The sequence below is a fragment of the Bradyrhizobium manausense genome (assembly GCF_018130615.1).
GTDB lineage: Bacteria > Pseudomonadota > Alphaproteobacteria > Rhizobiales > Xanthobacteraceae > Bradyrhizobium > Bradyrhizobium manausense_A.
On sequence record NZ_JAFCKB010000029.1, the window covers coordinates 46,103 to 71,884 of the forward strand.

33 protein-coding genes are annotated in these 25,782 nt (G+C 63.4%); 18 read left to right on the forward strand and 15 right to left on the reverse strand.

Annotation, left to right across the window (positions count from 1 at the left end; all coding sequences use genetic code 11):
• Positions 1-2: 2 nt before the first annotated feature.
• From JQ587_RS34315 to JQ587_RS34325, 3 genes are all read right to left on the reverse strand, one after another.
• A complete protein-coding gene (locus JQ587_RS34315; protein ID WP_212428312.1) occupies positions 3-1,007 on the reverse strand; it encodes a polysaccharide deacetylase family protein in 1,005 nt (334 codons plus the stop codon).
• Between the two features lie 182 nt (positions 1,008-1,189).
• The gene (locus JQ587_RS34320; RefSeq protein WP_212428294.1) at positions 1,190-1,759 is read right to left on the reverse strand and encodes a glutathione peroxidase; all 570 of its coding nucleotides are present in this window, start codon (positions 1,757-1,759) and stop codon (positions 1,190-1,192) included.
• Positions 1,760-1,847: 88 nt separating this feature from the next.
• Complete coding sequence (locus JQ587_RS34325) at positions 1,848-3,539, reverse strand: L,D-transpeptidase (protein WP_212428295.1); 1,692 nt, start codon at positions 3,537-3,539, stop codon at positions 1,848-1,850.
• Positions 3,540-3,747: 208 nt separating this feature from the next.
• On the opposite strand from JQ587_RS34325, the gene JQ587_RS34330 reads away from it, so the two are divergent.
• Positions 3,748-4,299: a CreA family protein gene (locus JQ587_RS34330; protein WP_212299489.1), complete on the forward strand. Its 552-nt coding sequence runs from the start codon at positions 3,748-3,750 to the stop codon at positions 4,297-4,299.
• On the opposite strand, the gene JQ587_RS34335 is transcribed toward JQ587_RS34330, so the two are convergent.
• Together JQ587_RS34335 and JQ587_RS34340 are read right to left on the reverse strand one after the other, a co-directional pair.
• Complete coding sequence (locus tag JQ587_RS34335) at positions 4,289-4,495, reverse strand: hypothetical protein (RefSeq protein WP_212428296.1); 207 nt, start codon at positions 4,493-4,495, stop codon at positions 4,289-4,291. The genes JQ587_RS34330 and JQ587_RS34335 overlap by 11 nt on opposite strands.
• A gap of 218 nt (positions 4,496-4,713) precedes the next feature.
• A complete protein-coding gene (locus JQ587_RS34340; RefSeq protein WP_212299493.1) occupies positions 4,714-4,854 on the reverse strand; it encodes a hypothetical protein in 141 nt (46 codons plus the stop codon).
• A gap of 48 nt (positions 4,855-4,902) precedes the next feature.
• On the opposite strand from JQ587_RS34340, the gene JQ587_RS34345 reads away from it, so the two are divergent.
• Together JQ587_RS34345 and JQ587_RS34350 are read left to right on the forward strand one after the other, a co-directional pair.
• Positions 4,903-5,067 (forward strand): hypothetical protein, encoded by a 165-nt coding sequence (locus JQ587_RS34345; protein ID WP_212299495.1) that lies wholly within the window; start codon positions 4,903-4,905, stop codon positions 5,065-5,067.
• Positions 5,068-5,101: 34 nt separating this feature from the next.
• Positions 5,102-5,467 (forward strand): hypothetical protein, encoded by a 366-nt coding sequence (locus JQ587_RS34350; protein WP_212299497.1) that lies wholly within the window; start codon positions 5,102-5,104, stop codon positions 5,465-5,467.
• A gap of 4 nt (positions 5,468-5,471) precedes the next feature.
• On the opposite strand, the gene JQ587_RS34355 is transcribed toward JQ587_RS34350, so the two are convergent.
• Together JQ587_RS34355 and pdxR are read right to left on the reverse strand one after the other, a co-directional pair.
• Positions 5,472-5,729 (reverse strand): DUF6719 family protein, encoded by a 258-nt coding sequence (locus JQ587_RS34355; protein ID WP_212299499.1) that lies wholly within the window; start codon positions 5,727-5,729, stop codon positions 5,472-5,474.
• A 69-nt stretch (positions 5,730-5,798) separates the two neighbouring features.
• Positions 5,799-7,259: a MocR-like pyridoxine biosynthesis transcription factor PdxR gene (pdxR, locus tag JQ587_RS34360; protein ID WP_212428297.1), complete on the reverse strand. Its 1,461-nt coding sequence runs from the start codon at positions 7,257-7,259 to the stop codon at positions 5,799-5,801.
• 75 nt (positions 7,260-7,334) lie between these two features.
• Here pdxR and JQ587_RS34365 point away from each other — a divergent pair, with 75 nt between their 5' ends.
• From JQ587_RS34365 to JQ587_RS34395, 7 genes are all read left to right on the forward strand, one after another.
• A complete protein-coding gene (locus JQ587_RS34365) occupies positions 7,335-8,060 on the forward strand; it encodes a pyridoxamine 5'-phosphate oxidase family protein (protein ID WP_212299503.1) in 726 nt (241 codons plus the stop codon).
• A gap of 51 nt (positions 8,061-8,111) precedes the next feature.
• Positions 8,112-9,389: an ArgE/DapE family deacylase gene (locus JQ587_RS34370; RefSeq protein WP_212428298.1), complete on the forward strand. Its 1,278-nt coding sequence runs from the start codon at positions 8,112-8,114 to the stop codon at positions 9,387-9,389.
• A 192-nt stretch (positions 9,390-9,581) separates the two neighbouring features.
• Entirely contained in the window at positions 9,582-10,391 is an 810-nt protein-coding gene (locus JQ587_RS34375; RefSeq protein WP_212428299.1) for a hormone-sensitive lipase, read from the forward strand.
• Between the two features lie 34 nt (positions 10,392-10,425).
• Positions 10,426-11,265 (forward strand): tryptophan 2,3-dioxygenase, encoded by an 840-nt coding sequence (gene kynA / locus JQ587_RS34380; RefSeq protein ID WP_212428300.1) that lies wholly within the window; start codon positions 10,426-10,428, stop codon positions 11,263-11,265.
• 8 nt (positions 11,266-11,273) lie between these two features.
• Positions 11,274-12,476, forward strand: coding sequence for a kynureninase (gene kynU / locus JQ587_RS34385; RefSeq protein WP_212428301.1), 1,203 nt, complete (start codon positions 11,274-11,276; stop codon positions 12,474-12,476).
• A gap of 100 nt (positions 12,477-12,576) precedes the next feature.
• Positions 12,577-12,975 carry a PaaI family thioesterase gene (locus JQ587_RS34390; RefSeq protein WP_212428302.1) on the forward strand — a complete coding sequence of 133 codons (399 nt, stop codon included), beginning with the start codon at positions 12,577-12,579 and terminating at the stop codon, positions 12,973-12,975.
• A 152-nt stretch (positions 12,976-13,127) separates the two neighbouring features.
• Complete coding sequence (locus JQ587_RS34395; protein ID WP_212428303.1) at positions 13,128-13,733, forward strand: GNAT family N-acetyltransferase; 606 nt, start codon at positions 13,128-13,130, stop codon at positions 13,731-13,733.
• Between the two features lie 96 nt (positions 13,734-13,829).
• On the opposite strand, the gene JQ587_RS34400 is transcribed toward JQ587_RS34395, so the two are convergent.
• The 3 genes from JQ587_RS34400 to JQ587_RS34410 form a co-directional block, all read right to left on the reverse strand.
• On the reverse strand, positions 13,830-14,135 hold the full coding sequence (locus tag JQ587_RS34400; RefSeq protein ID WP_212299524.1) for a hypothetical protein: 306 nt from the start codon (positions 14,133-14,135) through the stop codon (positions 13,830-13,832).
• 85 nt (positions 14,136-14,220) lie between these two features.
• Positions 14,221-14,520, reverse strand: a complete 300-nt coding sequence (locus JQ587_RS34405) for a putative quinol monooxygenase (RefSeq protein WP_212428304.1) — start codon at positions 14,518-14,520, stop codon at positions 14,221-14,223.
• Between the two features lie 23 nt (positions 14,521-14,543).
• Complete coding sequence (locus tag JQ587_RS34410; protein WP_212428305.1) at positions 14,544-15,230, reverse strand: DUF2161 domain-containing phosphodiesterase; 687 nt, start codon at positions 15,228-15,230, stop codon at positions 14,544-14,546.
• Between the two features lie 128 nt (positions 15,231-15,358).
• On the opposite strand from JQ587_RS34410, the gene JQ587_RS34415 reads away from it, so the two are divergent.
• Positions 15,359-15,706 (forward strand): GrlR family regulatory protein, encoded by a 348-nt coding sequence (locus JQ587_RS34415; protein ID WP_212299530.1) that lies wholly within the window; start codon positions 15,359-15,361, stop codon positions 15,704-15,706.
• Here the strand turns inward: JQ587_RS34415 and JQ587_RS34420 are convergent, their stop codons facing one another.
• Positions 15,707-16,387, reverse strand: coding sequence for an SDR family oxidoreductase (locus JQ587_RS34420; protein WP_212299532.1), 681 nt, complete (start codon positions 16,385-16,387; stop codon positions 15,707-15,709).
• Between the two features lie 149 nt (positions 16,388-16,536).
• Complete coding sequence (locus JQ587_RS34425; RefSeq protein WP_212299533.1) at positions 16,537-17,280, reverse strand: tyrosine-protein phosphatase; 744 nt, start codon at positions 17,278-17,280, stop codon at positions 16,537-16,539.
• An 89-nt stretch (positions 17,281-17,369) separates the two neighbouring features.
• Between JQ587_RS34425 and JQ587_RS34430 the strand changes: the two genes are divergently transcribed.
• On the forward strand, positions 17,370-17,678 hold the full coding sequence (locus tag JQ587_RS34430) for an MliC family protein (protein WP_212428306.1): 309 nt from the start codon (positions 17,370-17,372) through the stop codon (positions 17,676-17,678).
• 111 nt (positions 17,679-17,789) lie between these two features.
• On the opposite strand, the gene JQ587_RS34435 is transcribed toward JQ587_RS34430, so the two are convergent.
• Entirely contained in the window at positions 17,790-17,993 is a 204-nt protein-coding gene (locus JQ587_RS34435; protein WP_212299536.1) for a DUF2735 domain-containing protein, read from the reverse strand.
• A gap of 535 nt (positions 17,994-18,528) precedes the next feature.
• Here JQ587_RS34435 and JQ587_RS34440 point away from each other — a divergent pair.
• From JQ587_RS34440 to JQ587_RS34465, 6 genes are all read left to right on the forward strand, one after another.
• Positions 18,529-19,563 (forward strand): glutamine synthetase beta-grasp domain-containing protein, encoded by a 1,035-nt coding sequence (locus tag JQ587_RS34440; RefSeq protein WP_212428307.1) that lies wholly within the window; start codon positions 18,529-18,531, stop codon positions 19,561-19,563.
• 196 nt (positions 19,564-19,759) lie between these two features.
• A complete protein-coding gene (locus tag JQ587_RS34445) occupies positions 19,760-20,461 on the forward strand; it encodes a GrlR family regulatory protein (RefSeq protein WP_212299538.1) in 702 nt (233 codons plus the stop codon).
• Positions 20,462-20,478: 17 nt separating this feature from the next.
• On the forward strand, positions 20,479-21,162 hold the full coding sequence (locus JQ587_RS34450) for a substrate-binding domain-containing protein (RefSeq protein WP_212428308.1): 684 nt from the start codon (positions 20,479-20,481) through the stop codon (positions 21,160-21,162).
• A 131-nt stretch (positions 21,163-21,293) separates the two neighbouring features.
• Positions 21,294-21,761 (forward strand): hypothetical protein, encoded by a 468-nt coding sequence (locus JQ587_RS34455; RefSeq protein ID WP_212428309.1) that lies wholly within the window; start codon positions 21,294-21,296, stop codon positions 21,759-21,761.
• 56 nt (positions 21,762-21,817) lie between these two features.
• Positions 21,818-21,967, forward strand: a complete 150-nt coding sequence (locus JQ587_RS34460) for a hypothetical protein (protein ID WP_212299541.1) — start codon at positions 21,818-21,820, stop codon at positions 21,965-21,967.
• A 126-nt stretch (positions 21,968-22,093) separates the two neighbouring features.
• Positions 22,094-22,798 carry a hypothetical protein gene (locus JQ587_RS34465; protein WP_212299822.1) on the forward strand — a complete coding sequence of 235 codons (705 nt, stop codon included), beginning with the start codon at positions 22,094-22,096 and terminating at the stop codon, positions 22,796-22,798.
• A gap of 159 nt (positions 22,799-22,957) precedes the next feature.
• On the opposite strand, the gene JQ587_RS34470 is transcribed toward JQ587_RS34465, so the two are convergent.
• Complete coding sequence (locus JQ587_RS34470) at positions 22,958-23,557, reverse strand: hypothetical protein (protein WP_349629553.1); 600 nt, start codon at positions 23,555-23,557, stop codon at positions 22,958-22,960.
• A gap of 631 nt (positions 23,558-24,188) precedes the next feature.
• On the reverse strand, positions 24,189-25,010 hold the full coding sequence (locus JQ587_RS34475) for an ABC transporter substrate-binding protein (RefSeq protein ID WP_249154667.1): 822 nt from the start codon (positions 25,008-25,010) through the stop codon (positions 24,189-24,191).
• Positions 25,011-25,782 lie beyond the last annotated feature (772 nt).

Here is a 25,782-nt window from a genome sequence, read left to right on the forward strand (position 1 = left end):
GGCTATTCGGAGACGGTCGTCACCACGGAATTGACCGGACGCGTGCTCACCGTCGGCAGCTTGACGTCCTTCATCAGCTCCTGGTCGTATTCAGGGAGCGAGGCCACTGGTGCCTTGGCGCGCATCGCCACCACCTTGTAGCCGCCGGCCTTGAGACGGTTCAGAAGCTCGGGCAGGGCTTCGGCCGTGTGCTTCTGGAAGTCGTGCATCAGGATGATGCCTTTGCCCTTCTTGTCGAGCCCCTTCATCACGGTCTCGATCACCTTCTCGGGCTTCGAGGCCTTGAAGTCGAAGGAGTCGATGTCGCAGGAGAAGATCGCGACGTTACGGTTGCCGAGATAGGTGACCATCTCCGGCGGATGCTGCAGCGCCGGGAAGCGGAAGAACGCCGCGGGCGAGATGCCGCCGAGCGCCCATTTCACGGCGCTGATGCCCTTCTCGATCTCTTCCTTGCGCTGCGCTTCGGTCAGCTTCTTGTTGTTGAGGTTGGCGTGCGACCAGGTGTGGGTACCGACGGTGTGACCAGCCGCGTAGACCTGCTTCAGGATCTCCGGCTCATAAGTGGCGTGCTTGCCGATCGAGAAGAAGATGCCGGTGGTGCACTGGTCGGCGAGCGCCTTCAGCACGGCAGGCGTGTTGTGCGGCCAGGGGCCGTCGTCGAAGGTCAGGACGACCTCCTTGTCGCGCAGGAAGTCGAGCTCCTTGAAGTGCTCGAAGCCGAAGCCGGGGCCGCCGGTGGTGTCGATCTCCACGGTGCGGGCAACGCCCAGCGCGTTCGGATTGTTGCAGGCGGCGCGCGCCGGCTGCGGGGCCTGCTGCGGCGGCGGCGGGAAGGCGGCGGCCTGCGACGCCGGCGCTGCGGCAGGAGCCGGAGCTGCGGCCGGGGCCGCCGCGGGGGCGGCCTGCGTGGCGGCTGCGGGTTTTGCAGCCGGGGTCTGCGACCATGCCGCGCCTGTCAGCGCAACAGACATCGCGCTTGCCAAAATCAGTCCTGCCGCCACACGCATGGTGTTGTCCTCGAGATTGATCCCGTTGTTCCGCCGTAGCTTTTCGCCTCCGGCAAAACCCATCCTGCCCCTGATCATCCTAGCCTAGATGGTGGCCCATCGCCATTGCAACGGCTGTTTGGCGCTTCGCCACAATTGTGCCCAAGCCTGTTCACGTCAGGAGCCTGTTCAAGTCAGGCGTGTCAGCTATCAGCCAAGGCCCTGGCAATCGCAGTCTTGATGCGCGTGTCGGCGGGCTCCACAGCGGACGGAAACACCTCAATGATATAGCCATCGCGGCCGATCAGGTATTTGTGGAAGTTCCACTTCGGAACCTCCTTCGGTCGCGCCTCCGCGGCCCATTTGTAGAAGGGATGCGCCTTAGCTCCGACCACGACGGCCTTGGCGGTCATCGGGAAGGTAACGCCGTATTGGTGGTGCGCGGTCTCCGAGATCTCGCTGGTGCCGCCGGGCTCCTGGCCGCCGAAATCGTTGGAGGGTACGCCGATCACGGTGAGGCCGCGCTCCCGAAACTCGTTCCAGAGCTCCTGCAGGCCCGCATATTGCGGGGTGTAGCCGCATAGCGAGGCGGTGTTCACGACCAACACTGGTTTGCCGGTGAAGGCGGCGAGCCGGATGTCCTCGCCGGACAGCGCGGGGAACGAGAAGGCGTAAGCCGAGATCCGGCTCATGCCCGCATCGGCCCGCGCGCGCGTTGCCGAGGTGGCTGCTCCGAGCAGCGCGGCGGTGAGCACGGTTCTGCGGTTCAGCATGGCAGTGTCCCCCGGATGTGATCCGGGGCGGAGCTTACTCCGGTGATGCGACAGGCCCGCTCAACACCGCGTTATCGCCGTTCGAGGCTCAGTAAAGGCGGACGATGAAGTCGGTGCCTTCGCCGGTCTCGCCCTGGTTGATGCCCTGGTCGGAGACGATGACCGAGCCGCCGGTGGTGAGCATCTCGTTGATCTTCGCCATGGCATCGGCCGGGATCGTGATGCGATCCAGTGCTTCGGCGGGGCTGTCCGGCGTGATCACCGGCTTTGCCGCGACGGGAATCACGGCAACGCCACGCTGGCGGCGTATGTGGCCGTCATCGTCGCGCGCGGCGGCGCGAACAGCGACGGGCAGGGACACCACCGACCAATGCAGCGCATTGGAATCGGTCTTGTCGACCTCAGCGGTGAAAACGTGAGTGCCGAGCGGCCGGTCGCTTGCCGCGATCGTCACGGGCACGTCGAACAGCGGCGCAAAGTTCTGCCGGACGTAGAGCTTGGAATCCTTGCGGCTGATGAACACTGCAATCTGGCCGGTCCGCTTCGGCAGATCCGGCTTCACGGACGGCGCGGGATCGGCGAGGCGGGTTTGGTCTTTCTTCGCGTCGGGCGAAGCGGCTTGTGCCGGCGCCGTTGCCGTCACGGCCGCGTCGGGTTTCTTCTCGGCGGCGGCCGCATCGGATTTGGCCGGCTCGGCAGCGGCTTCCGGCTTCGGAGTATCGGTGGCCTCAGACTTCGCGGTCTCGACCTTGTCGTCCGAGGTCGCTTTGGGCGCCTCTGCAGTGTCAGTGGGCTTGGCAACCTCGTCCCTCTTCGCTGCCGCCTCCGGCTGCGTGGCCGGCTCGGAGGCCTCGGCGGACTTGGTGTCGGTCTTGGTTTCGATTTTGGCGTCAGTCTTGGCGGCTTCCTCGCGGACCGGTGCGTTGCCCGTGGTCACATCCGACATCACGGTGTGGCCGACCGTGGAGCGCAGTTCGAGCACGCCGTCCGCGCTGGCGGTCTTCGTCTCAAGAGACTTGGTCTCGACGGGCTTGGCTTCCGTGACCTTGGTCTCGGGCGCACCCTTGTCCGCCTTGTCGCCAACGCTCGTCGTCGGCTCGAGGCTCGCTGCAGGCTGCGGCGGCACGCGCAGCGATGCGAGCATCGGATGCGAGAAGCTTTGCGGCGTCATCTGGCCGGGCGAGACGATCACGCGCGCGCCCATCTTGGTCCAGTTCCACATCTTCACCGCGAACGCCATCGGCATGCGGATGCAGCCGTGCGAGGCCGGATAGCCCGGTAGCACGCCGGCATGCATGGCAACACCGGACCAGGTGATCCGCTGCATGTACGGCATCGGCGCGCCGCTATAGATGTTGGAATGGTGGAATTTGTGCTTCTGGATGACGCTGAACACGCCCATCGGCGTCGAGTGGCCCTTCATCCCGGTCGATACCGGCGATTCCGCGAACACGCCGTTGGAGTCGTAGATCGTGACCTTCTGGCGGTCGATCGAGACGACGATGACGAGCGGACCTTGCGGCTTCGCGCCGGTCTCCTTCTCGACAAGCGCCTCTTTCTTGTTCTTGGAGGCTGCCGAGCCGCGCTTCTGCGGCTTCACGCGCGGCGGCTCGGGATACCGCTCCTGCCGTCCATAGGATCCGTCGGAATAATCCGAATAGTAATAGAACGCTGCTTCCGCCTGGCTCGCCGTGCCGATCGCACCCGCCGCCGTCACAATGGCGACCTGCCACAGCCGCCTCGGCGCGGCGGCAAAACGGGACCCATTCACGCTATTCATTCCTCGAATCCACAATCCAAATCAGACGTTAGTCTCGCAGAGGGGATACGCGTTCACCAGCATGGCGGTTCTGCCATCATCGACTTTTGTCCAAGACGTAGCAAAAAAGCCTCACGGAGCGGTAAACGGCGGCGGCAGCCGGCTTGCATCATCTTCCTGATCGGCCACCCCATGCCTACATTGCCAGGACTTGTTACCGGAGAACTTCATGTCATCTCGTTTCCCCGGTCTTTCCCGCATCCGCTTGAAAGACTTCGCTTTATTCCTGTTGCTGCTGGTTGTGCCGGCAGCATCCGCTTCCGCGGCCGATGAGCCGGATCTGATCTTCCGTCGCTCCACTGTCTTCAAGTGGATGAGCCCGAATGACAAGCTCGCGACCTACGGTCTCGACGACCCCGAAGTCGAGGGCGTGGCCTGCCATTTCACGGTGCCGGAGAAGGGCGGCTTCAAGGGCTGGCTCGGTCTTGCCGAGGAGGTCTCGGACATCTCGCTTGCCTGCCGCCAGGTCGGCCCGATCAAGTTCAAGGCCAGCAAGATGGAGCAGGGCGACGACATGTTCCGCCAGCGCCGCTCGCTCTTCTTCAAGAAGATGCAGATCGTGCGTGGCTGCGACGCCAAACGCAACGTGCTGGTCTACATGGTCTATTCGGACAAGCTGATCGAGGGGTCGCCGAAGAACTCGACCTCGACCGTGCCGATCATGCCGTGGGGACCGGCTGACGCCAACGTCCAGAAGTGCGGCGACTTCTTCACTCAGTGATGTGATCGCGGCTGCCGCGCGGTCTCGCAAGATGCGAGCCGCTCAGCCGCACGAACGCCTGGGGCGCGGCCTCGTAGCCGCGGCCTGATTGCTGCGCCATCGCGCCGGGCGAGCCGGTGCGGCGGCTCAACTCTCGATCGGCGCGGTCCGTGCGCTCTGCCGCGTCGCGCGTCGTTGCGCGATCTCGCGCCATCATGATGGCCATCCTTCACAGGTGTGCCCGTCGATGACGGGCCTTTCGGTTTCGAAGCTTCGGTCGCGCCCGATGGATGCTGGGTTCATCGGCGGGACCGGCCGTCGTTTGCAGCTCTCTTCAGCAGAGAACCGTAAAATGCATGTGAAGCGCTGACGTCGCGGATGTGACCGCCTCACCTCAACCTGTGTGGATGGTCGTTCCCAAACGCGTTCAAGCTGTCATGCATCCCGTCTGAAATCATTGATGTTTTCCGAGAATTGTGTCGTCGCGCCGCGGGCGACGAAACAATTCTCACCGGCAATGAAACCATTTTCGGCTTTGAGCGCATCACGGGAGAAACCGCGGATGGTTATCAGCATCACAACGACGACGGCGCACCGCCGGCCACGCAATTCGGAGAGAGATCCATGCGCGCGCTCAGCTTCATCCTTGCTTTCGGCTTCGTGCTCGCCGGTTCCTCGTTCGCCGGCGCGCCGGACGGCAATTTGCCGGGTATCGGCACCTTCCAGTACAGCGGCTCGCCGGTCACGACCACATCGCCGCAGCCTCTGGTCCTCGCGGCGCGCTTCTGATCACCAACAAGAAAATCAGCCGGCAAAGGCCATCATGTACCTTCGTCTCTGCGCCGCAGCGTTCCTCTCCGTTCTGACGATCAGTTCCGTTCAAGCGCAGGTGCGCGCTCCGAGCCGGTTGCCGGATCCGCGCACTGAGTTCGTGCGGCAGTGCGCTCCCCGCATGCTTGGGCGCTGGGAGCATCCGGAAGAGGTCTGCGGCTGCCTGCATGACCATGCCGCGGCCGTGGTCGAGGATCGCGACCTGCGCGAGGCGCTGCTGCGCGGCATCAGCGAGACCGGTGTGCCCACGATTGAAACCGATTGGGTGCCGGCAGCGAAGCAAGCCGAGATCGGCGCAACCTTCACCAAGATCGCCAAGCCGACCTTGCAGTGCATGTTCGACCCGGCGAAGTCTTAGGCCGTCATCTCGACTTCGGACCGAAGCGTGCCACGCAGGTTGCTGTTCGCACCACGCCCTTGTCGGTCATCTTCGAGCCCCGCACTTCCTTGATTTGTCCGGCGGGACAAGTTCCGTCGTCCACCTGCACGCGCTGGCCGAGCTTGAGATCGACGATATCCTGCTCACGCCCCACGGAAGCGGCGCTCGCCGTTGAGGCAAGGGCGATGGCGATCAGGAGGGCGAGGCCGGCCGCGCGGCCGAGTGACGTGACAATTGACATGATGAGAGATCCCGGAATCGATTGCCGCGATGTTAAGGAGCGGTCGGCGATTCTGATAGCCAACCTTCGTCACGCCCGCCGGGCCGATTTGCCCTTGCTGCGCAAGGCAGCGCGCGCCTCCCGCGCCAGCGCTTCTGCGGCGGCGACGAGGCGTGGAACCGCGTGCCCCGAAAATCCCAGCACGAAACCGGGAAGCGGGCGCGCCCGCGCATAGGTGTCGGCGAGCAGCCAGCCTTCCGCGCCCGCGGCTTGTTTCGCTTCGGCCGCAATCGCTGGCGCGACCGACGGATCGAGCCGGGCCACCAGGTGCAGGCCCTGCGACGGCACCGGGACCGACAGCGCGCCCTCCGATGCCGCTTCGAGCGTTTCGGCCAGCGTGTCGCGCGCCTCGCGATAGAGTTTTCGCACGCGCTTCAGATTCGCCGCGAACGCGCCGGAATTGAGCATGTCGGCGACCGCGCCTTCCATCAGCGTTCCGGGAAAGCGGTCGAGTGCGGCGCGCGCGGCCGTGACGTCGCCGATCAGGCGCTCGGGCAGGGCGCAGTAGCCGATGCGCAGACCCGGAAACAGTGTCTTGGCAAACGTGCCCATGTAGATCACGCGCTGGAGGTGATCGATGCCGGCGAGCGACATCAGGGGCGCGCCGTCATAGCGAAACTCGCTGTCGTAATCGTCCTCGAGCACGAAGGCGCCCGCCTGCTTTGCCCAGTCGAGCAGCTCGAGCCGCCGTGGCATCGACATCTGCACGCCCAGCGGAAACTGATGCGACGGCGTGACATAGGCCGCGCGTGCGGACGGCGCGGCGGTGCGGCCCCTCGCGATTTGCAGGCCATGGGCGTCGACTGGAATGGGCACGGTGCGATAGCCGCATTGCGCGATGGTTCTGCGCGCGATGGGATAGCCCGGATCTTCGCACCAGACCTGATCGTCGGCCTTCAGGATCGCACCGAGAATGATGCGCAGCGTGTGCAGCGTGCCTGATGTGAGCATGATCTGGTCGGGGTCGCAGCGCAGCCCCCGCGCCGAGAGCAGATGATCGGCGATCGCGACGCGCAGCTCGCGGCTGCCGCGCGGGTCGCCGTAATGCAAATGCTCGCTGCCGAAGGCGCGCATGCGCCGGCCGACGAACGCGCGAAATCGCTGCAGCGCGCGCTCGTCGATATGGGTGCAGCCGAGCGCGAGTGCGGCCTGGCCGGGCGTTTCGACGATCGCCCTCTTTTTCGGTGCGGCGGCGCGCGCCGGAATGCGCGCTGCGACGAAGGTGCCGGAACCGACGGTGGCCTGCGCAAATCCGTCGGCAATCAGGCGCTCATAGGCGGTGACGACGGCGTTGCGCCGAAAACCGGTCTGCTTCGCCAGCATGCGCGATGGCGGCAGCGGCTCGCCCGGTTTGACGAGGCCTGAGACGATCGTCTCGCACAGCGCCTGGTACAGCCGGTGCGCCGAGGAAGCGCCGATAGTGATGTGCGGGCCGGTGAGATCCAGCGGCAGCTCGGGCTTGGTTGGGGAATTGGTCGGAATTTTTCGCATGGAATTGGCACTATCGCAGACCAAATGCGCCGCTACAACTCTCCTCGAATTGTTCGAATCCCGACAGGAGCGGCCGTGAGCCAGACCGAGAGCCAAGAGTCCTATCCGACGTCAGCGCGCAACCAGGTGAAGCGCCGGCATGACCGTGGCTTCTACGATCACGCCACCGTTCATCGCATCCTGGATTCCTCGATGCTCTGCCACGTCTCCTATGTCATCGACGGCCAGCCCTATTGCACGCCGACCTTCTTCTGGCGCGAGGGCACAAAACTCTATTGGCACGGCTCGAGCGCCAGCCGCATGCTGCGCAATCAGACCAGAGGCGAGCGTGTCTGCCTGACGGTCGCCCATCTCGACAGCTTGGTGCTGGCGCGCTGCGGCTTCAACCACTCCGCCGACTATCGCGCCGTGATGGCGTTCGGCACCGCCTATCTCGTCACCGACCCCGAGGAGAAGGAGCGGGCGGTGATCGCCATGGTCGACCGCTTCTTCCCGGATCGCACCGCGAGCCTGCGGGCGAGCAATACCCAGGAGATCAAGGCGACCTCCTTCATCGCGATGGAGATCGAGGAGGCTTCCGCCAAGGTCCGCGCCAAGGGCGTTGCGGATGACGATGAGGACTACGAATTGCCGATCTATGCCGAGCGCATTCCGGTGCGCACGGTGCTGGGCGCGCCCGAGCCGTGTTCGCGCTTGCTCGACGGCGTCACGCGTCCTGCGACGTTGAATGGCTATTTCGAAGGCCGACTGCTCGAAGATGCATTGCGGGATGCTTATTTTGAGGAGTACCCGAACGGCTGAAATCGGCTAGCTTGCGCGCACCCTCGACCAGTGGATGCCCGGAGTTGCCTGATGAATGCCGAAACGCAGCAGAGGATTGTTGACGCCGTCGACGCCGGCTTCGAAGCCCAGCTTGCGACCACAAGCGATTTCGTCGCGATCCCTTCGACCCGTGGGGCCGAGGGACCGTGCCAGGACATGATGGGCGACCTCCTGCGCGCGCGCGGCTACGAGGTCGACGATTGGCACATCAATGTCGACGACCTCAAGGATTTGCGGGGCTTCGGGCCGATCGAGCATGATTTCTCGAAGGCGCGCACGGTGGTCGGGACCTATCGTCCCAGGACCGAGGCCGGCAAATCGCTGATCCTCCAGGGGCACTGCGACGTGGTGCCGGCGGGGCCTCTGGAATTGTGGGACACGCCGCCGTTCTCGCCCGTCATCAAGGACGGCAAGATGTTCGGCCGCGGCGCCTGCGACATGAAATCCGGGACCATCGGCGCGCTCTATGCGCTGGATGCAATCAAGGCCGCGGGCTTCAAGCCGACGGCGCGGATCCACTTCCAGTCCGTGATCGAGGAAGAGAGCACCGGCGTCGGTGCGCTCTCGACGCTGCAGCGTGGCTATCGTGCCGACGCCTGCTTCATCCCAGAGCCCACCGCCGGCAAGATGGTGCGGTCGCAGGTTGGTGTGATCTGGTTTCGCCTGCGCGTGAAGGGCTATCCGACCCACGTCGCCTTTGCGGGCTCCGGATCGAATGCGATCATGGCGGCCTATCACCTCGTCCACGCGCTGCAGAAGCTCGAGATTGAGTGGAACGAGCGTGCCAAGGCGGATCGTCATTTCAAGACCCTGAACCATCCCATCAATTTCAACCCCGGCATCATCAAGGGTGGCGATTGGGCCTCGAGCGTGCCGGCCTGGTGCGACGTTGATTGCCGTATAGCGATCCTGCCGGGTTGGTCGGTGGCCGATCACCAAAAGGAGATCCTGGCTTGCGTCGCCGCCGCCTCGCGCAATCACCGCTTCCTCGCCAACAATCCGCCGGAGGTCGAATGGTCGGGCTTCCTGTCAGAGGGCTATGAGCTGACCGACGCCGCCGCGCCGGAAGCCGCCTTTGGCAAGGCGTTCAGCAAGGTCTATGGCGGCGCGGTCGAGGACCTCGTCTTCACCGCGCTGACTGACACCCGCTTCTACGGCCTCAATTACGGCATCCCGAGCCTCTGCTTCGGCGCCAGCGGCGGCGAGATGCACGGCTTCAACGAATTCGTCGATCTGGAGTCGTTGAAGAAGACCACCAAGGCGATGGCGCTGTTCGTCGCGGAGTGGTGCGGGGTGGAGAAGGCGTAAGGGTCGCCTCAGCCGCAGCTCTCGTCGGGTGGGAAAAGGTGCACGTGCGCCGTACCCACGTCTTGGTTGCGGCGCGCGCTGAACGAAACAATGGCTCTCTAGATCCTTTAAGCTTAAAATAAAGACTAGGATGCCGTCCTCAGCGGTGGCAGACTGGCGCCTGGTTCGCCGGACGAGTCCCTGGGAGTGACGATGCGCGATTGGGATGATGCTTACGCCAATTCGGCCCATATCCCGGGCTCGGACAAGATGCCGGCGCAATGGGCGGAGCGGGCGGCGGCTTACCGCGCCGCCCTGAAGGGATTTCGCCCTGATATCGCCTACGGCTCCGGTGAACGCCAGCGGTTCGACCTGATCCTGCCCGATGGCGACAGCCAGGGCCTCGTCGTGTTCGTTCATGGCGGCTACTGGATGCGCTTCGACAAATCGACCTGGACGGATCTGGCCGAAGGCGCGCGGCATCACGGCTGGACTGTTGCGCTGCCAAGCTACACGCTCACACCGGCCGCGCGCATCTCCGATATCACTGCCGAGATCACCGCCGCGATTGCCAAGGCCGCTTCGCTTGTCGCGGGGCCGATCCGGCTCGCGGGCCACTCCGCCGGCGGTCATCTCGTCACGCGCATGCTTTGCGACGACAGCCGGCTCGAGCCCGCGGTCTTCAACCGCATCGCCGGCACGCTTTCGATCAGCGGCCTGCACGATCTGCGCCCGCTGCTCAAGACGAAGATGAATGAGACGCTGCGCATGAGCATGGAGGAGGCGGCACTCGAAAGCGCGGCGCTGCATCTGCCGCGCGGGCATTCGCCTGTGACCGCCTGGGTCGGCGGCGGTGAACGACCCGAATTCATCCGTCAATCCGACCTGCTGGCGAATGTCTGGACCGGCTTTGACGTGCCGACGCGTCTCGTCGTCGATCCCGGCTTGAACCATTTCACCGTGATCGATGGTCTGAAAGATCCGTCGTCGCCGATCACTGCGCGCCTGATCGGCCTGGACTGACGAGGGCAGGGATGGTCGATCGAAAGGGTCTGTCATGACATCCAGCGATTACGATCCCACACGCGAAGGCGCCGAGACCGATTTTGCCCGGCGCATGTCCTATGGCGATTATCTGGCGCTGGATGCGATCCTCGGCGCGCAGCATCCGTTGTCGGAAGCTCATGACGAGATGCTGTTCATCATCCAGCATCAGACCACTGAGCTCTGGATGCGGCTTGCCATCCACGAGCTCAGCGCCGCGCGGCGTGCCATCGCCAAGGACGAGGTGGCTCCGGCCATGAAAATGCTGGCGCGAATGTCACGTATCTTCGAGCAGCTCAACAATGCCTGGGATGTGCTGCGCACGATGACGCCGAGCGAATATACGCGCTTCCGCTCCCAGCTCGGCCAATCCTCGGGCTTCCAGTCGCGCCAGTACCGGCTGATCGAATATCTGCTCGGCAACCGCAATCATGCCATGCTGAAGCCGCACGCGCACGATGTAGAGACGACGAAGCTGCTTGAAGGCGAGCTCGCAACGCCCAGTCTCTATGACGAGGTGCTGCGGCTGGCCGATCGCCATGGGCTGAAGATGCCGGCCGCAGTGCTCGCGCGCGACGTCCGCGAAACCCACAGTTTTAGTGAGGGCGTGCTGCAGGCCTGGCGTATTGTCTACGAGGCGCCGGAAACACACTGGATGCTGTATGAGCTCGCCGAAAAGCTGGTCGATTTCGAGGATTATTTCCGGCGCTGGCGCTTCAACCACGTGACGACGGTCGAGCGCGTCATCGGCTTCAAGCGCGGCACGGGTGGCACCGGCGGCGTCAGCTATCTCAAGCGCATGCTGGAGGTGGAGCTGTTCCCTGAACTCTGGCGCGTGCGGACCATTCTGTAGAAGAGCTCATGACCAGATATCGCGTTTACGACGACACCAAAGCGCTATTCCATCTTCCGAACGATGTGATCTATCTCGACGGAAATTCACTCGGTGCATTGCCGCTGGGTGTTGCCGAGCGCGTCAGCCGCGTCATCACCGACGAGTGGGGCAATGAGCTGATCCGCGCCTGGAACACGGCCGGCTGGTATGCCCAACCGCGCCATGTCGGCGATCGCATCGCGCGACTGATCGGGGCGGAAGCGGGCTCGGTGATGGTCGGGGACACGCTGTCGCTCAAGGTCTATCAGGCGCTCGCGGCGGCGCTCGACATGAACGCATCGCGCAAGGTCGTCCTCTCGGACACCGGCAATTTTCCGACCGACCTCTACATGGCCGAAGGCCTGATCGCGACGCTTGGGCGTGGCCATCAATTGCGTCTGGTCGCACCGGAGGAGATCGAGGCTGCGCTGTCGGACGAGATCGCGGTGTTGTACATCACCGAGGTCGACTACCGCACCGGCCGCCGCCACGACATGGCGAAGCTGACGGCAAAGGCGCATGCACTCGGCATCGTCACGGTCTGGGACCTCGCGCATTCGGCCGGCGCGCTGCCGGTCGATCTCGCCGGCTGCGGCGCCGATTTCGCCGCCGGCTGCACCTACAAATACATCAACGCCGGCCCCGGCGCGCCAGCCTTTCTCTATGTCGCGCCGCGACACGCCGATACGGCGCGTGCTGCGCTATCCGGATGGATGGGCCACGCAAAACCCTTTGCCTTCGAGCTTGCCTATGCGGCTGCCGGCGGCGTCGAGCGCATGCGCGTCGGGACGCCACCAGTCCTGGCGATGGCGGCGCTGGAGGCGTCGCTCGATATCTGGGATCGTGTCGACATCAAGGAGGTCCGCGTCCGCTCGCTGGCGCTCGGCGATCTCTTGATTGCGGAGGTCGAACGCGGCTGCCCGTCTCTGCGGCTGGTCACTCCGCGTGCACACGAGCGGCGCGGCTCCCAAGTCTCCTTCGCGTTCGAGGGCGGCTATGCCGCCATGCAGGCCCTGATCGCCCGCAATGTGATCGGCGATTTCCGCGCGCCTGACATCATGCGGTTCGGAATCACGCCGCTGTATATCGGCGAGAGCGAGATCATCCGTGCGGCCGAGATCATCGAAGAGGTGATTGCAGGCGAGGTGTGGCGCCGGCCGGAGTACCAGGTCGTGAATGCGGTGACGTGAATGTCGCGGCCGATGTCACGACGGCCACTACCTTGGACGTCATTGCTTTGCCGCGCGAAGCCATTCACGCTGAGAGAGCAAGGAATTGGGAGGAGATGTGATGACGCCGCTCGAAAAGCTTAAAGCGATGAAGATGCCGTTCGCCGAGCTCAAGGGCGTCGAGTTCGTCGAAGCCGGGAAGGACCGCGTGGTGGCGCGGATGATGGTCAGGCCCGATCTCTGCACCCTGCATCACACCATCCATGGCGGTGCGGTGATGGCGCTCGCGGATTCTGTTGGAGCTGCTGCGACCGTGATCAACCTGCCGGAGGACGCCAAGGGCACGACCACCCTGGAGAGCAAGACCAATTTCGTCGGCGGGGCGAAGGAGGGAACCACTGTCATCGCCACCACCACCCCGGTCCACCGAGGCCGCCGAACCCAGGTCTGGACCACCCGGCTTGAGACCGAGGACGGTAAGCTGGTCGCTGTGGTGACCCAGACGCAGCTGGTCCTGTAAGACTACGGAGGGTTGATTTTGTTAACGAATTAGTCGTTTGCGCTGCCTCAAACTTGAGCGGGCTCCCATCTTGAAAAACTTGCTGCGGCGCACAATATTGGAGGCCTAGGGATTCGAACGCCTCCTCGAGGGACACCAAGAGGAGTTTTGACGTGGTACTTGAAGATAAAGTCCGCACCGCCCCCGGCTATGTGCGGACCCTGATCCAGCAGGAAGAATTGCCGCTGTTGCGCGATCACCTGCTGCGGCTCGATGCCCAAAGCCGGCACGACCGCTTTAACGGCTTCCTCGACGATAGTTTCATCGAGCGTTACGCAGCTCGCTGCGCCGAGGACGGTACCGTGATCGTTGCCTACATCGTCGATGGCGTCGTCCGAGGTGCGGCCGAGCTGCATCCGCCCGAGGGCGATTCGCTGCCCGAGGTCGCCTTCAGCGTAGAGACCCCCGCGCGCCGGCAGAATGTCGGCACCGTGCTGTTCAGCCGCCTGATCGCCGAAGCGCGCTGGAAGGGCTACAAAAGCCTGCGCATCACCACCGGTGCGGAGAACCATGCCATGCGCGCGCTCGCAAGGAAGTTTGGCGCTCACCTCGCTTTCCGCCATGGAGAATCCACCGGCACGATCGATCTCGCCAAGCCGCCCGAGGCTGAGCTTGCTGATCTTGCAGCCGCCCCGTTCAAGGCCGGCCGCGCGCTTCTCAGCTTCAACTCGACCTGCTGGAGGCTGATCTCCAGCATGTACGGCAATCGCGCGGCGTGAAATCCAAGGGCCTGAAATTCAAAGGCCTGAATCAATAAAAAAGCGGACCGGCCAGGCCGGTCCGCTTTTTTATTGAAGCTGCGAAGATTTAAAGGCTCAGGTGCCGGTGCGCTTGTCGTTGCCGAAGCGGCGGACGACACGGCGTTCGACCACGACCGAGCGCTGCGCGCCCTGTTCGCCGGCGATCACGCGCGTCGCGGTGATGCGGCTGTTGGTGCGAGCCTGCTTCTTGACCTCGGCGTGAACGACGTCGAGCGGCATTCCCATCAGCGCGGCTGCGATCTCGGCCTGCTGCTCCTGGTCGTCGGTGATGCCGACGGCGGCGAAGATCGCCTCGTCCAGGGTGGGCGGATCGTGGCGGACGCGCCGCGTGCCATATTTGGTATTCCAGTCTGCGCTCATAACGGCCTCATTTCGATGCCGGGATACCTAGTGCCCCAGATGTTGCATTGCAATATGAATTTGGTGTGGCATCTCAGCTATGCACTCACAACTTCTCAAGCCTGGTGGCATCGTAAAGTTCGAGCGTGGTCGGACCCGTGGCGAGTGAGCGCAGGATCCGGACGAATTCGCCGGACGCGGGTACCGCAAAATGGGCCAGGAGCGCGGCGCGGTCGGCCCATTGCTCGAAGAACACCAGCTTCAAGGGGTTCTCACCGTCGACATGGACCGCATGCGAGATGCAGCCGGGCTCCTGGCGCGAACGGTGGACGTGTTCGAGGCTGAGCCGGCGGGCCTCCTCGAATGTCTCGGGCCGAAGAGTTGCGCTGCCAGTCACCACGATCATGTCATTCCCCAAAATGACGGCTGCTAGGGCAGGGATGCCTCGCGCGCGATGGTCTTGGCCGGCGCCTGGGGCCAGCGCTTCAGCGCCGCGTGGCCGGCCTCGGTCAGCCGATAGATGCCGCGCTCGGCGCGTTCAAACCAGCCGTAGACATTGTGCAGAAGAATCTTGCCTGCATCGGGACAACGTTCGCGCAATTCGCGCACGGGCCGCGGACCGCCTGCGAGCTCTGATGCGCAGGCCAGCGCCTGCTGCCGGTAGGCCGTCATGATCGGCGCGCGCGTGCTGCCGCCGAGCACGGGGTCCCCCTGGCGGCGCTGATGCTCGGCCACCAGCCGCGAGCGCGTTTTCGGCTCGCGGCGAGGGGCTGCCGTCGGCGGCTTCACCAGCACCTCGACCTGGCCATTGTCGGTCACGCCCAACATGCCGAAGCCGAGGCGACGGCAGAGGTTGCGGTAGCGCGCATCGCTCTCGCGGCCCTTGCCGCGGATCGACATCTTTGCGGCGATCCAGACCTCGTCGCCCGCCGGGGCGCGATCGACTGCCTGCAAGATCAGTTCGAGATTGAAGGCAAGCTTGAGCTCGCCGATCACCACCACCGGCGGATCGCCGGCGCTGAGGCCCACGAGATCGCAGCCGCCGATCTCGCCCTTCACGGAGAAGCCGAGCTCTTCGAGGAATCGTTTGACGGGGAGATAGAGCGCGGTTTCCAAGGCGAGTTTCCGATCGAAGAATCAGTTCGGCAGTCTAGCCCGGATCGGACTCGGACTGACGGGCATTTGCCCGGACGCGGTCAAGCCAGCTATATCCCCGCCCGGGGAACAAGCGGGCGCTGGCGAATATGACGATCAGGAACGGGCTTTATCACATCCGGATCGAGATGCTGGATGGGGTGCAGGGCGGCAATCAGGGCGTCATGGTGCTGCGTGACGGCACCATGCGCGGCGGTGATTCCTTTTTCTTTGCCTATGGCAGCTACACGTCCGCCGACGGCAAATGGAAGGGCGAGCTGACCAACGAGGAGCATTCGCCCTCGTTCGATGAGCGTCCGGTGTGGGGTCGCAAGGTCGTGACCATCGGCTTCAGTGGCACCTACACCGACGAGACTGCCTATGGCGAGGGCATTGCGCTCGCCGGGAAGCAGAGCATCCGTTTCAAGGGCAATCTACGGCTGCTGGTGCCGGATTGATTACACGCGTCCGCTCACCGGAATCAATGCACCCGTGACGCCGCTGGCGGCGTCGCTGACGAGGAACAGGATCACCTCGGCAAGCTCCTGCGGCGTTACCCATTTGGAGAAATCCGCATTCGGCATGTCGGCGCGGTTGGCCTTGGTGTCGATGATTGACGGCAGCACAGCGTTCACGGTGACCTTGCCCTTCCATTCATTGGCCAGAGCCTCGGTGAGGCGGTGCACGCCCGCTTTCGAGGCAGCGTAGGGACCCATGCCGGAGCCGGCCTGCAGTGCGCCCATCGCGCCGATATTGACGATGCGGCCTGCTTTTGAGGCGGCAAGATGCGGTAATGCCGCGTGCGAGGTGTTGAGGGCCGTCAGGACGTTCAGCGCATGCATGCGCTGCCACGTCTTGATGTCGCCGTCGCCGACGGTTTCGAAGGCAAAGCCGCCGGCGATGTTGATCAAGGCATCCAGCCCGCCGAAATGTTTCGCGGCAGCCTCGATCGCCGTCTTCGCTTGCGCCGCGTCGGACAGATCGACGCCACCGATCTCGATGCGCTCGGCCGTCGCGGGCATTTGAGGGGGCGCATGATCAATGCCGGCGATCCGCGCGCCGCGCGCCAGCGCGACGGCTGTGACCACCTTGCCAAGCGCACCGAGCGCGCCGGTCACGACGATGACTTTTCCCTGCACGACAACTCTCTCCGTCGTCTCACTTCCCGCCGACTTTTGCGCGAGGCGAATTGGACTTGCAATGGCGGCGGCATCAAGGCTGAGACATAGATGCAACTTTAGGGCGTAGGCTACCGCAATCTCCGACGGCGTGAGGCGTTCGGCGTCGCTTACGCCTGAAGATAGCGCTCCTTCAGCGCCGTCCGCTCGGATGCGCCTAGCTTGAGGCCGTCGCGCAAATAGGTTTCGACGTCGCCATAGTCGCGGCCGATGGCATCGAAAGCAGCATCGAGATAGGAGGCCTCGACCGAGCCGATCGCATCGAGGGCGTCGGCGGGCAGATCGGAGACGCTCGAAACGTCGCGTCTGTAGTGGCGGTTGGTCAGCAGATAGTCCTCCGCAATGACGTCCTCGGGTACGCCGAGCGCATGAAGGATCAGGGCGCTGGCAAAACCGGTGCGGTCCTTCCCTGCGGTGCAATGGATCACGAGCGGCGCGCGGTCTTCCAGGAGATGGCCGAACAGCGCGCGAAAACTGTGCGTGTTGTGGCGGACATAATTGCGATAGGACTCGCGCATGAGCTCGAGCGCGACCGCTCCAGTGAGCGCGCCCCTGGCGAGCTCGGTGCGCAGTGAGGCCACCACTGTCGGCTCGATCGGCAGCGAATGCACGGTGATTTCGTTCACCACGCAGATGCCGGTCGCACGCTCCTCGACGCCGCGGAAGTCGAACGCGCTTCTGACGCCGAGTTCGCGGACGACCTCGACGTCGGCAGCGGTGAGCTGGCCGAGATGATTGGAGCGGAAGATGTGGCGCCAACGCGTGGTGCGGCCGTCCGTCGTGACGTAGCCGCCGAGGTCGCGAAAATTGCTGGCGCCTTGCAGGGCGAGGTGACGGGCAGGGGAATCTGTCATGGGCTCAGTTTGAGTTGTTGGGCTCAGTTTGAGTTATGGTTCCATTGGACGCACTCCGGGCGTCCTTGAAGTCTATTACGGGGGCGATCATGGGCCGGTACAAGGCCATTCTTTGGGGGATCACAATTCTGGCTGGAATGACGGGTGCGCGCCAGGCCGATGCGCAGACGTTCCGGACCTACCATTGCGCCGATGGTACCCAGTTCATCGTCGGGTTTTATGACTACGACAAGCGCGCCTTCCTCCAGATCGACGGCGAGCCGGTGACGCTTGCCAAGCGGCTGACGGTCTCGGGTGCGCGCTATTCGGGGGCGGGGATCACACTCACGATCGGCCGGAGCGGGGCCACCACGGTCAAGCACATGAAGCGGCCGGTCACGGCCTGCGCGGTGATCTGATCGCGCATCAGGTCCGGAATCAAAAAGGGCCTAAACGTCGTTGTTTCGACCCTTTTTCAAACTTCCGCCGGTGCTTCAAAGAGCGCGGCGGTCGCAAACCTGACGCAGACATCAGCGGTCCCATTTGGGCTTTGCTTCCTCGACCGCATCCTGGTGGTACCAGCTGTCGCTGCAGATCGAGACGTTCGCGGGGAGCGAAGCGTGATCGGCGGGAGGGCGGGTCTCGCCATAGCGGCGTCCGGCGAGAGCCGCGCGGCCCCCGACAGGGAATTGGTAGATCGTCGCAGATCCGTGACTCAGACCATTGTTCATCATTGCGATTGCTCCTTGGTCGAAGCGCCTTGGCCTCCATGGTGCGCCCGACTCGTTCGATTGTGGTTACTGGAATCCCCATATCGGCCGCGCATGGCGAATTGGAAAGTGCTGAAAAGGAAATCAGTTGCCGCCCAATTTCTAGGCAGTCGTCTGCCTGCACCCCCTAAGGCACCGTGTTGGTGACTAACGCCTGGGCCATTCCAAAGGTTGCTGAGCAGGGGCCGGGCGCTTTGCGAAAGTTGCCGGACGTTGATGCGTGTTTCATCGGCAACCTGCGGCGGGGGATCGCCTGCCCCGGAATCAGGCGTTTTCCGCGGAAATTTTGCAGTGCAGCTTCACGCGAAGGTGCGCGGCTATGACGCATGTCGCCGTGGAGATGTTTCGGCCGGCGGGCCGGTTCCGTCCTCGGTGGAAAACCTCCCGCGCTGCGGCCTTTTGGCACGTAAAATGCTTATAAGGCGCTGGCCGATGATGGCCGGGTACAAACGTGCGGGGCTCTCAACCCCACCTTTCGCATCATCTACAGAGAGGCTCAATGACCAAGTATAAGCTCGAGTACATCTGGCTCGACGGATATACGCCGACTCCGAACTTGCGCGGCAAAACTCAGATCAAGGAATTCGCGTCGTTCCCGACGCTCGAGCAGCTTCCGCTTTGGGGCTTCGATGGCTCCTCCACCCAGCAGGCCGAAGGCCACAGCTCGGATTGCGTGCTGAAGCCGGTCGCGGTGTTCCCGGACGGTGCCCGCACCAATGGCGTGCTGGTGATGTGCGAAGTCATGATGCCCGATGGCAAGACCCCGCACGCCTCCAACAAGCGCGCCACCATCCTCGATGACGCCGGCGCCTGGTTCGGCTTCGAGCAGGAATACTTCTTCTACAAAGACGGCCGTCCGCTCGGCTTCCCGGCCTCCGGTTACCCGGCGCCGCAGGGTCCGTACTACACCGGCGTCGGCTACTCGAACGTCGGCGACGTCGCCCGCAAGATCGTCGAAGAGCATCTCGACCTCTGCCTCGCGGCCGGCATCAACCACGAAGGCATCAACGCGGAAGTCGCGAAGGGCCAGTGGGAATTCCAGATCTTCGGCAAGGGCTCCAAGAAGGCCGCCGACGAAATGTGGATGGCCCGCTACCTGATGCTGCGCCTGACCGAAAAGTACGGCATCGACATCGAGTTCCACTGCAAGCCGCTCGGCGACACCGACTGGAACGGCTCGGGCATGCACGCCAACTTCTCCACCGAGTACATGCGTACGGTCGGCGGCAAGGAGTACTTCGAGGCGCTGATGGCCGCCTTCGACAAGAACCTGATGGACCACATCGCCGTCTACGGCCCGGACAACGACAAGCGTCTGACCGGCAAGCACGAGACCGCGCCGTGGAACAAGTTCAGCTACGGCGTGGCTGATCGTGGTGCGTCGATCCGCGTTCCGCATTCCTTCGTCAACAACGGTTACAAGGGCTATCTGGAAGACCGCCGTCCGAACTCGCAGGGCGACCCATACCAGATCGCTTCGCAGATCCTGAAGACGATCTCGTCCGTGCCGACCGACAAGAAGGCTGCGGCCTAAAACCCTCCCGGCCCGGGCTGGGGGGCTGGCCCGGGTTGGTTTTCAATCCGCCGGAGCAGAACTGCTCCGGCGGATTTTTGCATTCGGATGACAGCGGTTGTTGTGGGTCTGCCGGTCATGCCGGTGTGACGCCTGTCCAACTCCGTCGAAACCGGGATAGAGTGTCCGCAGGATGCGCGGGCCGGGGACACGGCTGGTGTTTGAAGGCTTCTACAAGGTACGATTTCAGCTCGGCGACAGCATCGGCCGGAGCGTGATGCATGCCGGCAATGGCAAGATGCTCGGCGGCAATTCGGCGTTCGCCCATATCGGCACCTACGCCAAGACCGCGGATGGCATCGACATCGTCATCAAGACCGTCCGTCACAACCCTGATCCGAACTACCGCGCCATGGCCGGCACTGATGATGCGACCTTGATCGCGAAGGGTGTTGCCGACGGCGATCTCTATCGTTTCAAGGGTGAGCTGAAAGAGCTGCCCGGCGTTCCCTTTCAGTCGCTGATGACGCCGATCACGGAAGACGAGGTGCCGATCGCCGGTGGCGTCGGCGAGGGCGGCATCACCGACGGCCTCTACTCGATTCACCTGCGCATGCTCGACGGCGTCGATGGCGGGCTCACCGGCGTGATGCTGCTCAACCGGGGCCGCATCCTCGGCGGCGATGCTTCGTTCTACTATCTCGGCAGCTATACCGCCGCGAACGGCCGCTGGAAGGGGCAGATCCTCAACCAGGAGCATACGCCCGCCAAGGACGATCCGATCTTCGGCGGACACGAGGTCGGCATTGGCTTCTCCGGGAGCTATGACGGCGAAGGCGCGGTGCTGGAAGCAACCGCGCTCGCCGGCAAGCGCAGCCTGCGCCTGACGGCTGTGCTCAAGCTGATGCATCGCGCCTGATCTTACGGAAATCACCGATGGAAAAAGTTCGTATGCTCTCCACGCTCGGCCTGATGGGGGCGATGCGCAGCCTGTCCGCCGCGTTCGAGGCCGCAACAGGCATTCACGTCGACGCCGACTTCGCGCCGACCCTGGCACTTCTGAAGCGCCTGCGCGCCGGCGAGGCCGCCGATCTCGTGATCCTCACGCGCGAGGGGCTTGACGAGGTGATCGGGGAGGGCCGGGTGATCGCAGATTCCGCAGCCGACCTCGCGCGCTCCTATGTCGGCCTTGCCGTGCGGACAGGTGCGCCGCATCCCGACATCGGCAATGAAGCTGCGCTGCGCGAAGCGCTGCTCGCGGCGCGGTCCGTTGCCTATTCGCGGCTGGGCGCGAGCGGCGTGTACTTCGCCCAGCTGATCGTGCGCATGGGTGTTGCGGCCGAGATCAACGCCAAGGCGACCATTGTCGAGCAGGGGTTTACGGCGGAGCGGCTCGTCAGCGGTGAGGCGGATCTCGCCGTGCAGCAGATCAGCGAGCTGAAGCAGGTCGAGGGCATCGAGGTGATCGGCCCGGTCCCGTACGAATTGCAGACGCCGGCCGTGTTCTCTGCCGGCCGCATGGCGAACGCGAAGCAGGCCGAAGCCGCCGACCGGCTGTTGCGCTATCTGGCATCGCCGGAGGTCGTGCCCGTGCTGCGACAGTCGGGACTCGAGCCTTGAAATGCCGGTGAGGTGAGGGCCCTCGCTACGGGCGCTCGCGGTGGAGGGGTCGAGGCCGGCCTTGATCGAGCGCAAGGCTGCCGGCCGCCGTGCCGGCCTACATTGCGTCTTCATGGGAATGGAGACTTGCGATGAAGCTTCGGGCATGGATGCTGGCGCTGGCCGGCTTGGGAGCGGCGACGGCGGTGGCGGCGCAGGATCTGAAATCGCCGTCGGCGGACCAGTATGTGCCGCGGCTCGGCGACATCATGAGCGCCGCGCAAACGCGCCATCAGAAGCTCTGGCTGGCTGGCAAGGCGCAGAACTGGGAGCTTGCCGCCTATGAACTGCGCCAGCTCAAGGCGAGCCTGATCGAGGCCGCCGTGCTTTATTCCGGCATCCCCGTCAGCAACGTCACGACGCTGGAGCCGTCGCTGCAATCGACGTCCGACGCGATCGATGCGAAGGAGGGCCGCAAATTCGCTAAAGCGCTGGGCGATCTGACCGAGGGCTGCAATGGCTGCCATCGGTCGATGAAGCGCAGCTTCGTCGTGATGAAGGTCCCCTCCGACCCGCAGCCCTTCGCCAACCAGCAGTTCGCGCCGCAGGCGAGGCCGTGACGGAACGGACCAGGTGCGAAGCGGGTTGAATCGAGGCCACGACAGGAGGCGCAACCATGATCCGCAAGCTCGCATCCGGCGAATACCGGCTCTATTCCCGCAAGGTGAATCCCAAAACCGGCAAGCGCCGCAACCTCGGCACTTTCAGGAGCCGCGCCGCGGCCGAGAAGCACGAGCGCGACGTGCAATATTTCAAACGGCACTGATCCGCCTGAGGATCATGGCACGATCAGCTCCGCGAGCGGTCCCTGTGCGCATAGGCCGGATGGCCTTGCTGCGCCGACAGTGCTAGGTAGCCCGCGATTCCCTTTGCTTTTTGCGGGTTCATGACTTTGCTGGACGGGCTCTACAAGGTTGAATACGGCATCCACGATGCGTTCGGGCGCAGCATCATGTGCCTGCACGACGGCAAGATGCTCGGCGGCAATTCGGCCTTTGCGCATCTCGGCACCTATTTCGAGCGGGACGGCGAGATCATCGCCGAGGTGATCACCGAACGGCACAACGAGGATCCCCATTACAAGCCGCTGATGGGGGCCGATGTCGCCAGGATCGGCGCGCGCGGCCGGCTGAACGGCAACGAGATCCGTCTGAACGGCAGCGCGGACACCATGCCGGGCGGCAACTTCTGGGCCAATCTCACCCGGCTCGATGACGGCGCGCTGCCGCCCCGCGGCACGATCGGGGAGGGCAGCATCGCCAACGGGCTCTACGGGATGAGCCTGCGCGCGCTCGACGGCGTCGATGCCGGGCTCTCCGGCGTGATGTTGCTGATCGACGGCCGCATCCTCGGCGGCGATGCGTTCTTCTATTACCTCGGCTCCTACTCGTCGGCCGACGGCCGCTGGAAGGGCGAGATGCTCAACCAGGAGCACACGCCGGCGAAAGGCGAGAATCCGGTGTTCGGTGGCTACGAGGTCGGGATCGGTTTTTCGGGGACTTGCACGGACGACAGCGGCGAGCTCGAAGGCATCGCGCTCGCCGGCAAGCGCAGCCTGCGGCTGGCGGCCTCGCTCAGGCTGATGCGGCGGGCGTAGGGTGCTTGCTGACAAATGCGTGGTGTCTCCTTGGTTGTCAGAAGGTGGCGTTGGAGTCGATACTTCTGGACGTCGGCCTTGGGCCCAAAGGGAAGCAGACATCCCCGCGCTCAGGCACGGGGCCACAAGCCGTCATCCGACGCTAACGCGCCAGTCCGTTCACGGCGGCAAGAATGCTGCTACTGATCCGACGACGTCGGTGCTGGCCGCCGGTTGATGGGATCGGGCGAAAATGAAACGAGATGTCACGGGAATATCCGCTTCGGATCGACCATCCTGGCCGATTAGGATCAATCCTGCACCGCCATTTGCCACATTGAGAATAATCGGCTCGCCGCTCCATGTCTTGATCGGCTCCATTCCGATGATGAGAAATTCCCCGATTGGCTGGTCGAAGTATTGGATGCGCAATTGCGGGCCAACTTCGGCCTGGGCAAGTTCAAGGCCGAGTTGCTGGGCGCGTGCGTAAACGCTGGCCAAGGTCACGGTATGGGACGTGAACCCAAGCTGCGCTGGCGATAGATCGACGAGCTCCACATTCGTCTTGCGAGAGCTAACGGTGAACGTCGGCCGAGCAAGGATTTCAGCAGCCTGACCACCGATATTGCAGCCCTTACTATCGAGCGCGTTGCGTAGCGTAAGAGAGTCGGGAAAGGTACCTATTGTAATCGTCTTCCATGTCGCAACGTCGCGAGCGGACCTGATAGGCTGTTGGGATGCGGGCGGTGAGCGCGCCTTGAACTTCAGCTGGTTCTGCAAGACGTCGCGGGCCGCGCATTGAGCGGACGCGGTGCTGGCGAAGGGAATGACGCAGGCGGCTCCGAGCGTGGAGGCCAAAACGTAGCGGCAAACTCGCCTAGCGCTTGAATGGTCATTGCCTTGCGCGCACCGGGCGCGGCTTCTGAAAGTAGACATGGCGAATGGCTTTTTCTAAAGCGTTGGACGAAAAAGCCCGCCTCCGAGTCAATGGGAAGAACGGAGGGAAATGGTGTCCAGTGAGCATTCCCCCGGCCGACTTTGAAATGCGTCCGGAGGCGGGGCCTATGGCTAAAGTATTCCAATTTCCAAATGGCAGGCGGCAGTCCGTAAGCCTGATAACCCGCCCGCCTCATCAGTCCTAATGGGAATGATGCCGTTGAAAGATAGCACCCAGAGCAGATCGGCTCAACATTGAAGTCGGCTGTGGGTCAAAGACCAACCAGTATGACCTTGATCGGGTTACCGTTCGGAAGCTACATCGCCGCGCTTTGGGCTGAGGTCAGCACGGGCCATCGGCGAACGCAGCATAATGGTGACAATGCTGCACTATTAGCGCGCTGAAGCGAACCCCATCAAACTTCTTCCTCACAATCAGATCGAACTAACGATTGCTCAATACTGCTTCCACGCGCTATTCAATCACCTCGTCGGTGCGAGCGAGCAGGGCGGGCGGCACGTTCGGTCCCAGTGCCCTCGCTGTCTTCAAGTTGATCACAAGCTCGAACTTGGTCGGCTGTTCAACTGGTAGATCGGCCGGCTTAGCCCCGCGAAGGATCTGGTCGACGTAATCGGCGGCGCGGCGGAAGAGAGCCGGAAGGCTCGCCCCGTAAGACATGAGCCCGCCGGATTGAACACCACCACTGACGCCCCAGATTGTCGGCAGCTGCGCGCCTAAGGCCAGCGCGTTGATCACAACTTGTCTGGCGTCGACCAATGCCTCGCTCGCGATGTAGAGCGCCTCGGCCCGTGCCTTCAGCCCTTCGAACGCAGGCGCGATATCCTGTTCGCCGCGGATTTCCAGTGGAACATCCTTGACGCCAAGCGCGCGCGCCGCGACCTGGACCTCGGCCAGCTCCTGCCTAGCGGCCGGATAGGCAACATTAGCCAACACTGCCAATCGTTGGAGACCGGGAAGTAATTCTCGCAACAGCTCGGTCCGTTTGCCCGCCAGATCGGGGCCTTGGATCGACAGGCCGGTCACATTGCCTCCCGGTCGCGACAACGTATCGACAAAACCACTGCCAACCGGGTCCACAGCCACGGCGAACACGACTGGAATTGTCGATGTCAACTTCCTGATCGCGAGGACCGCATTTCCTCCGGTCACAATGATATCGACCTTGAGACGGACAAACTCCGCGGCAATCTCGGCAATCCGGTCAGCCCGTCCATCGGCCCAGCGATAATCGATGGCAGCAACATTGCGGCCTTCGATCCAACCGAGTTCGCGCAACCTTCCTTCGAAAGCGGCGATGGATCTGGTCCAAGATGATTGTGCAACCGTCCCCAGGAAGCCAATGGTCGGCCGCTTTGGCGATTGCCCGCGCGCGCCGACTGTGCAGGCAACAGTCGCGCCCCCAAGCAGCGTGATGAACCCTCGTCGCCTCATGTCGCGTCCAAGATATAGCCGGGTATCTCAGGCCGCGAAACTAGCACATCAAAACACGCGGGATAGCTCTGTGGGATGGGAGCGAACCCCATCAAACTTCGTTCTCGCAATGGGATCGAACGAGCGATTGCTTGATACCGATTGCGCCCGTCAGGACGATGGGTTTCGCAAGAGCCCTGTTGCGCGGTCGAAAGCTGGACCGGGCTACACGGAACGAGCGATGCAAAACCCAAAGTATCAAGTTCGCGAAGCTCTCGGATTGTTGCCATCGATAATGCCCGCAATCGAACCGGCCAACCAGGAGGTCTTCACTATGACTCAGTTTGGCATTTTGGGACGAAAAGGACAGAAATGCTGACAGGTACCGCTTGCAAGAGTTCTGCGGGAACCCTAGTCTCCGGGCGATTTAATAAGTTTAATTTGGCATGAAATGCCACTTAAGGACTGGGAATGCGACTTAAATTTTTGCTCGCCGCTGTCGTTGCTCTCTGGTCCACGTCCGCCTTGGCCAATACGGTTTTGCCGGATGGGATTGTAACTGATCTTCCCCCGAAAAAGTGGACGGGTTTAGGCGGCTTTTAGCTCCATTTCGCTCGGGGCGATATATCCGATGGCG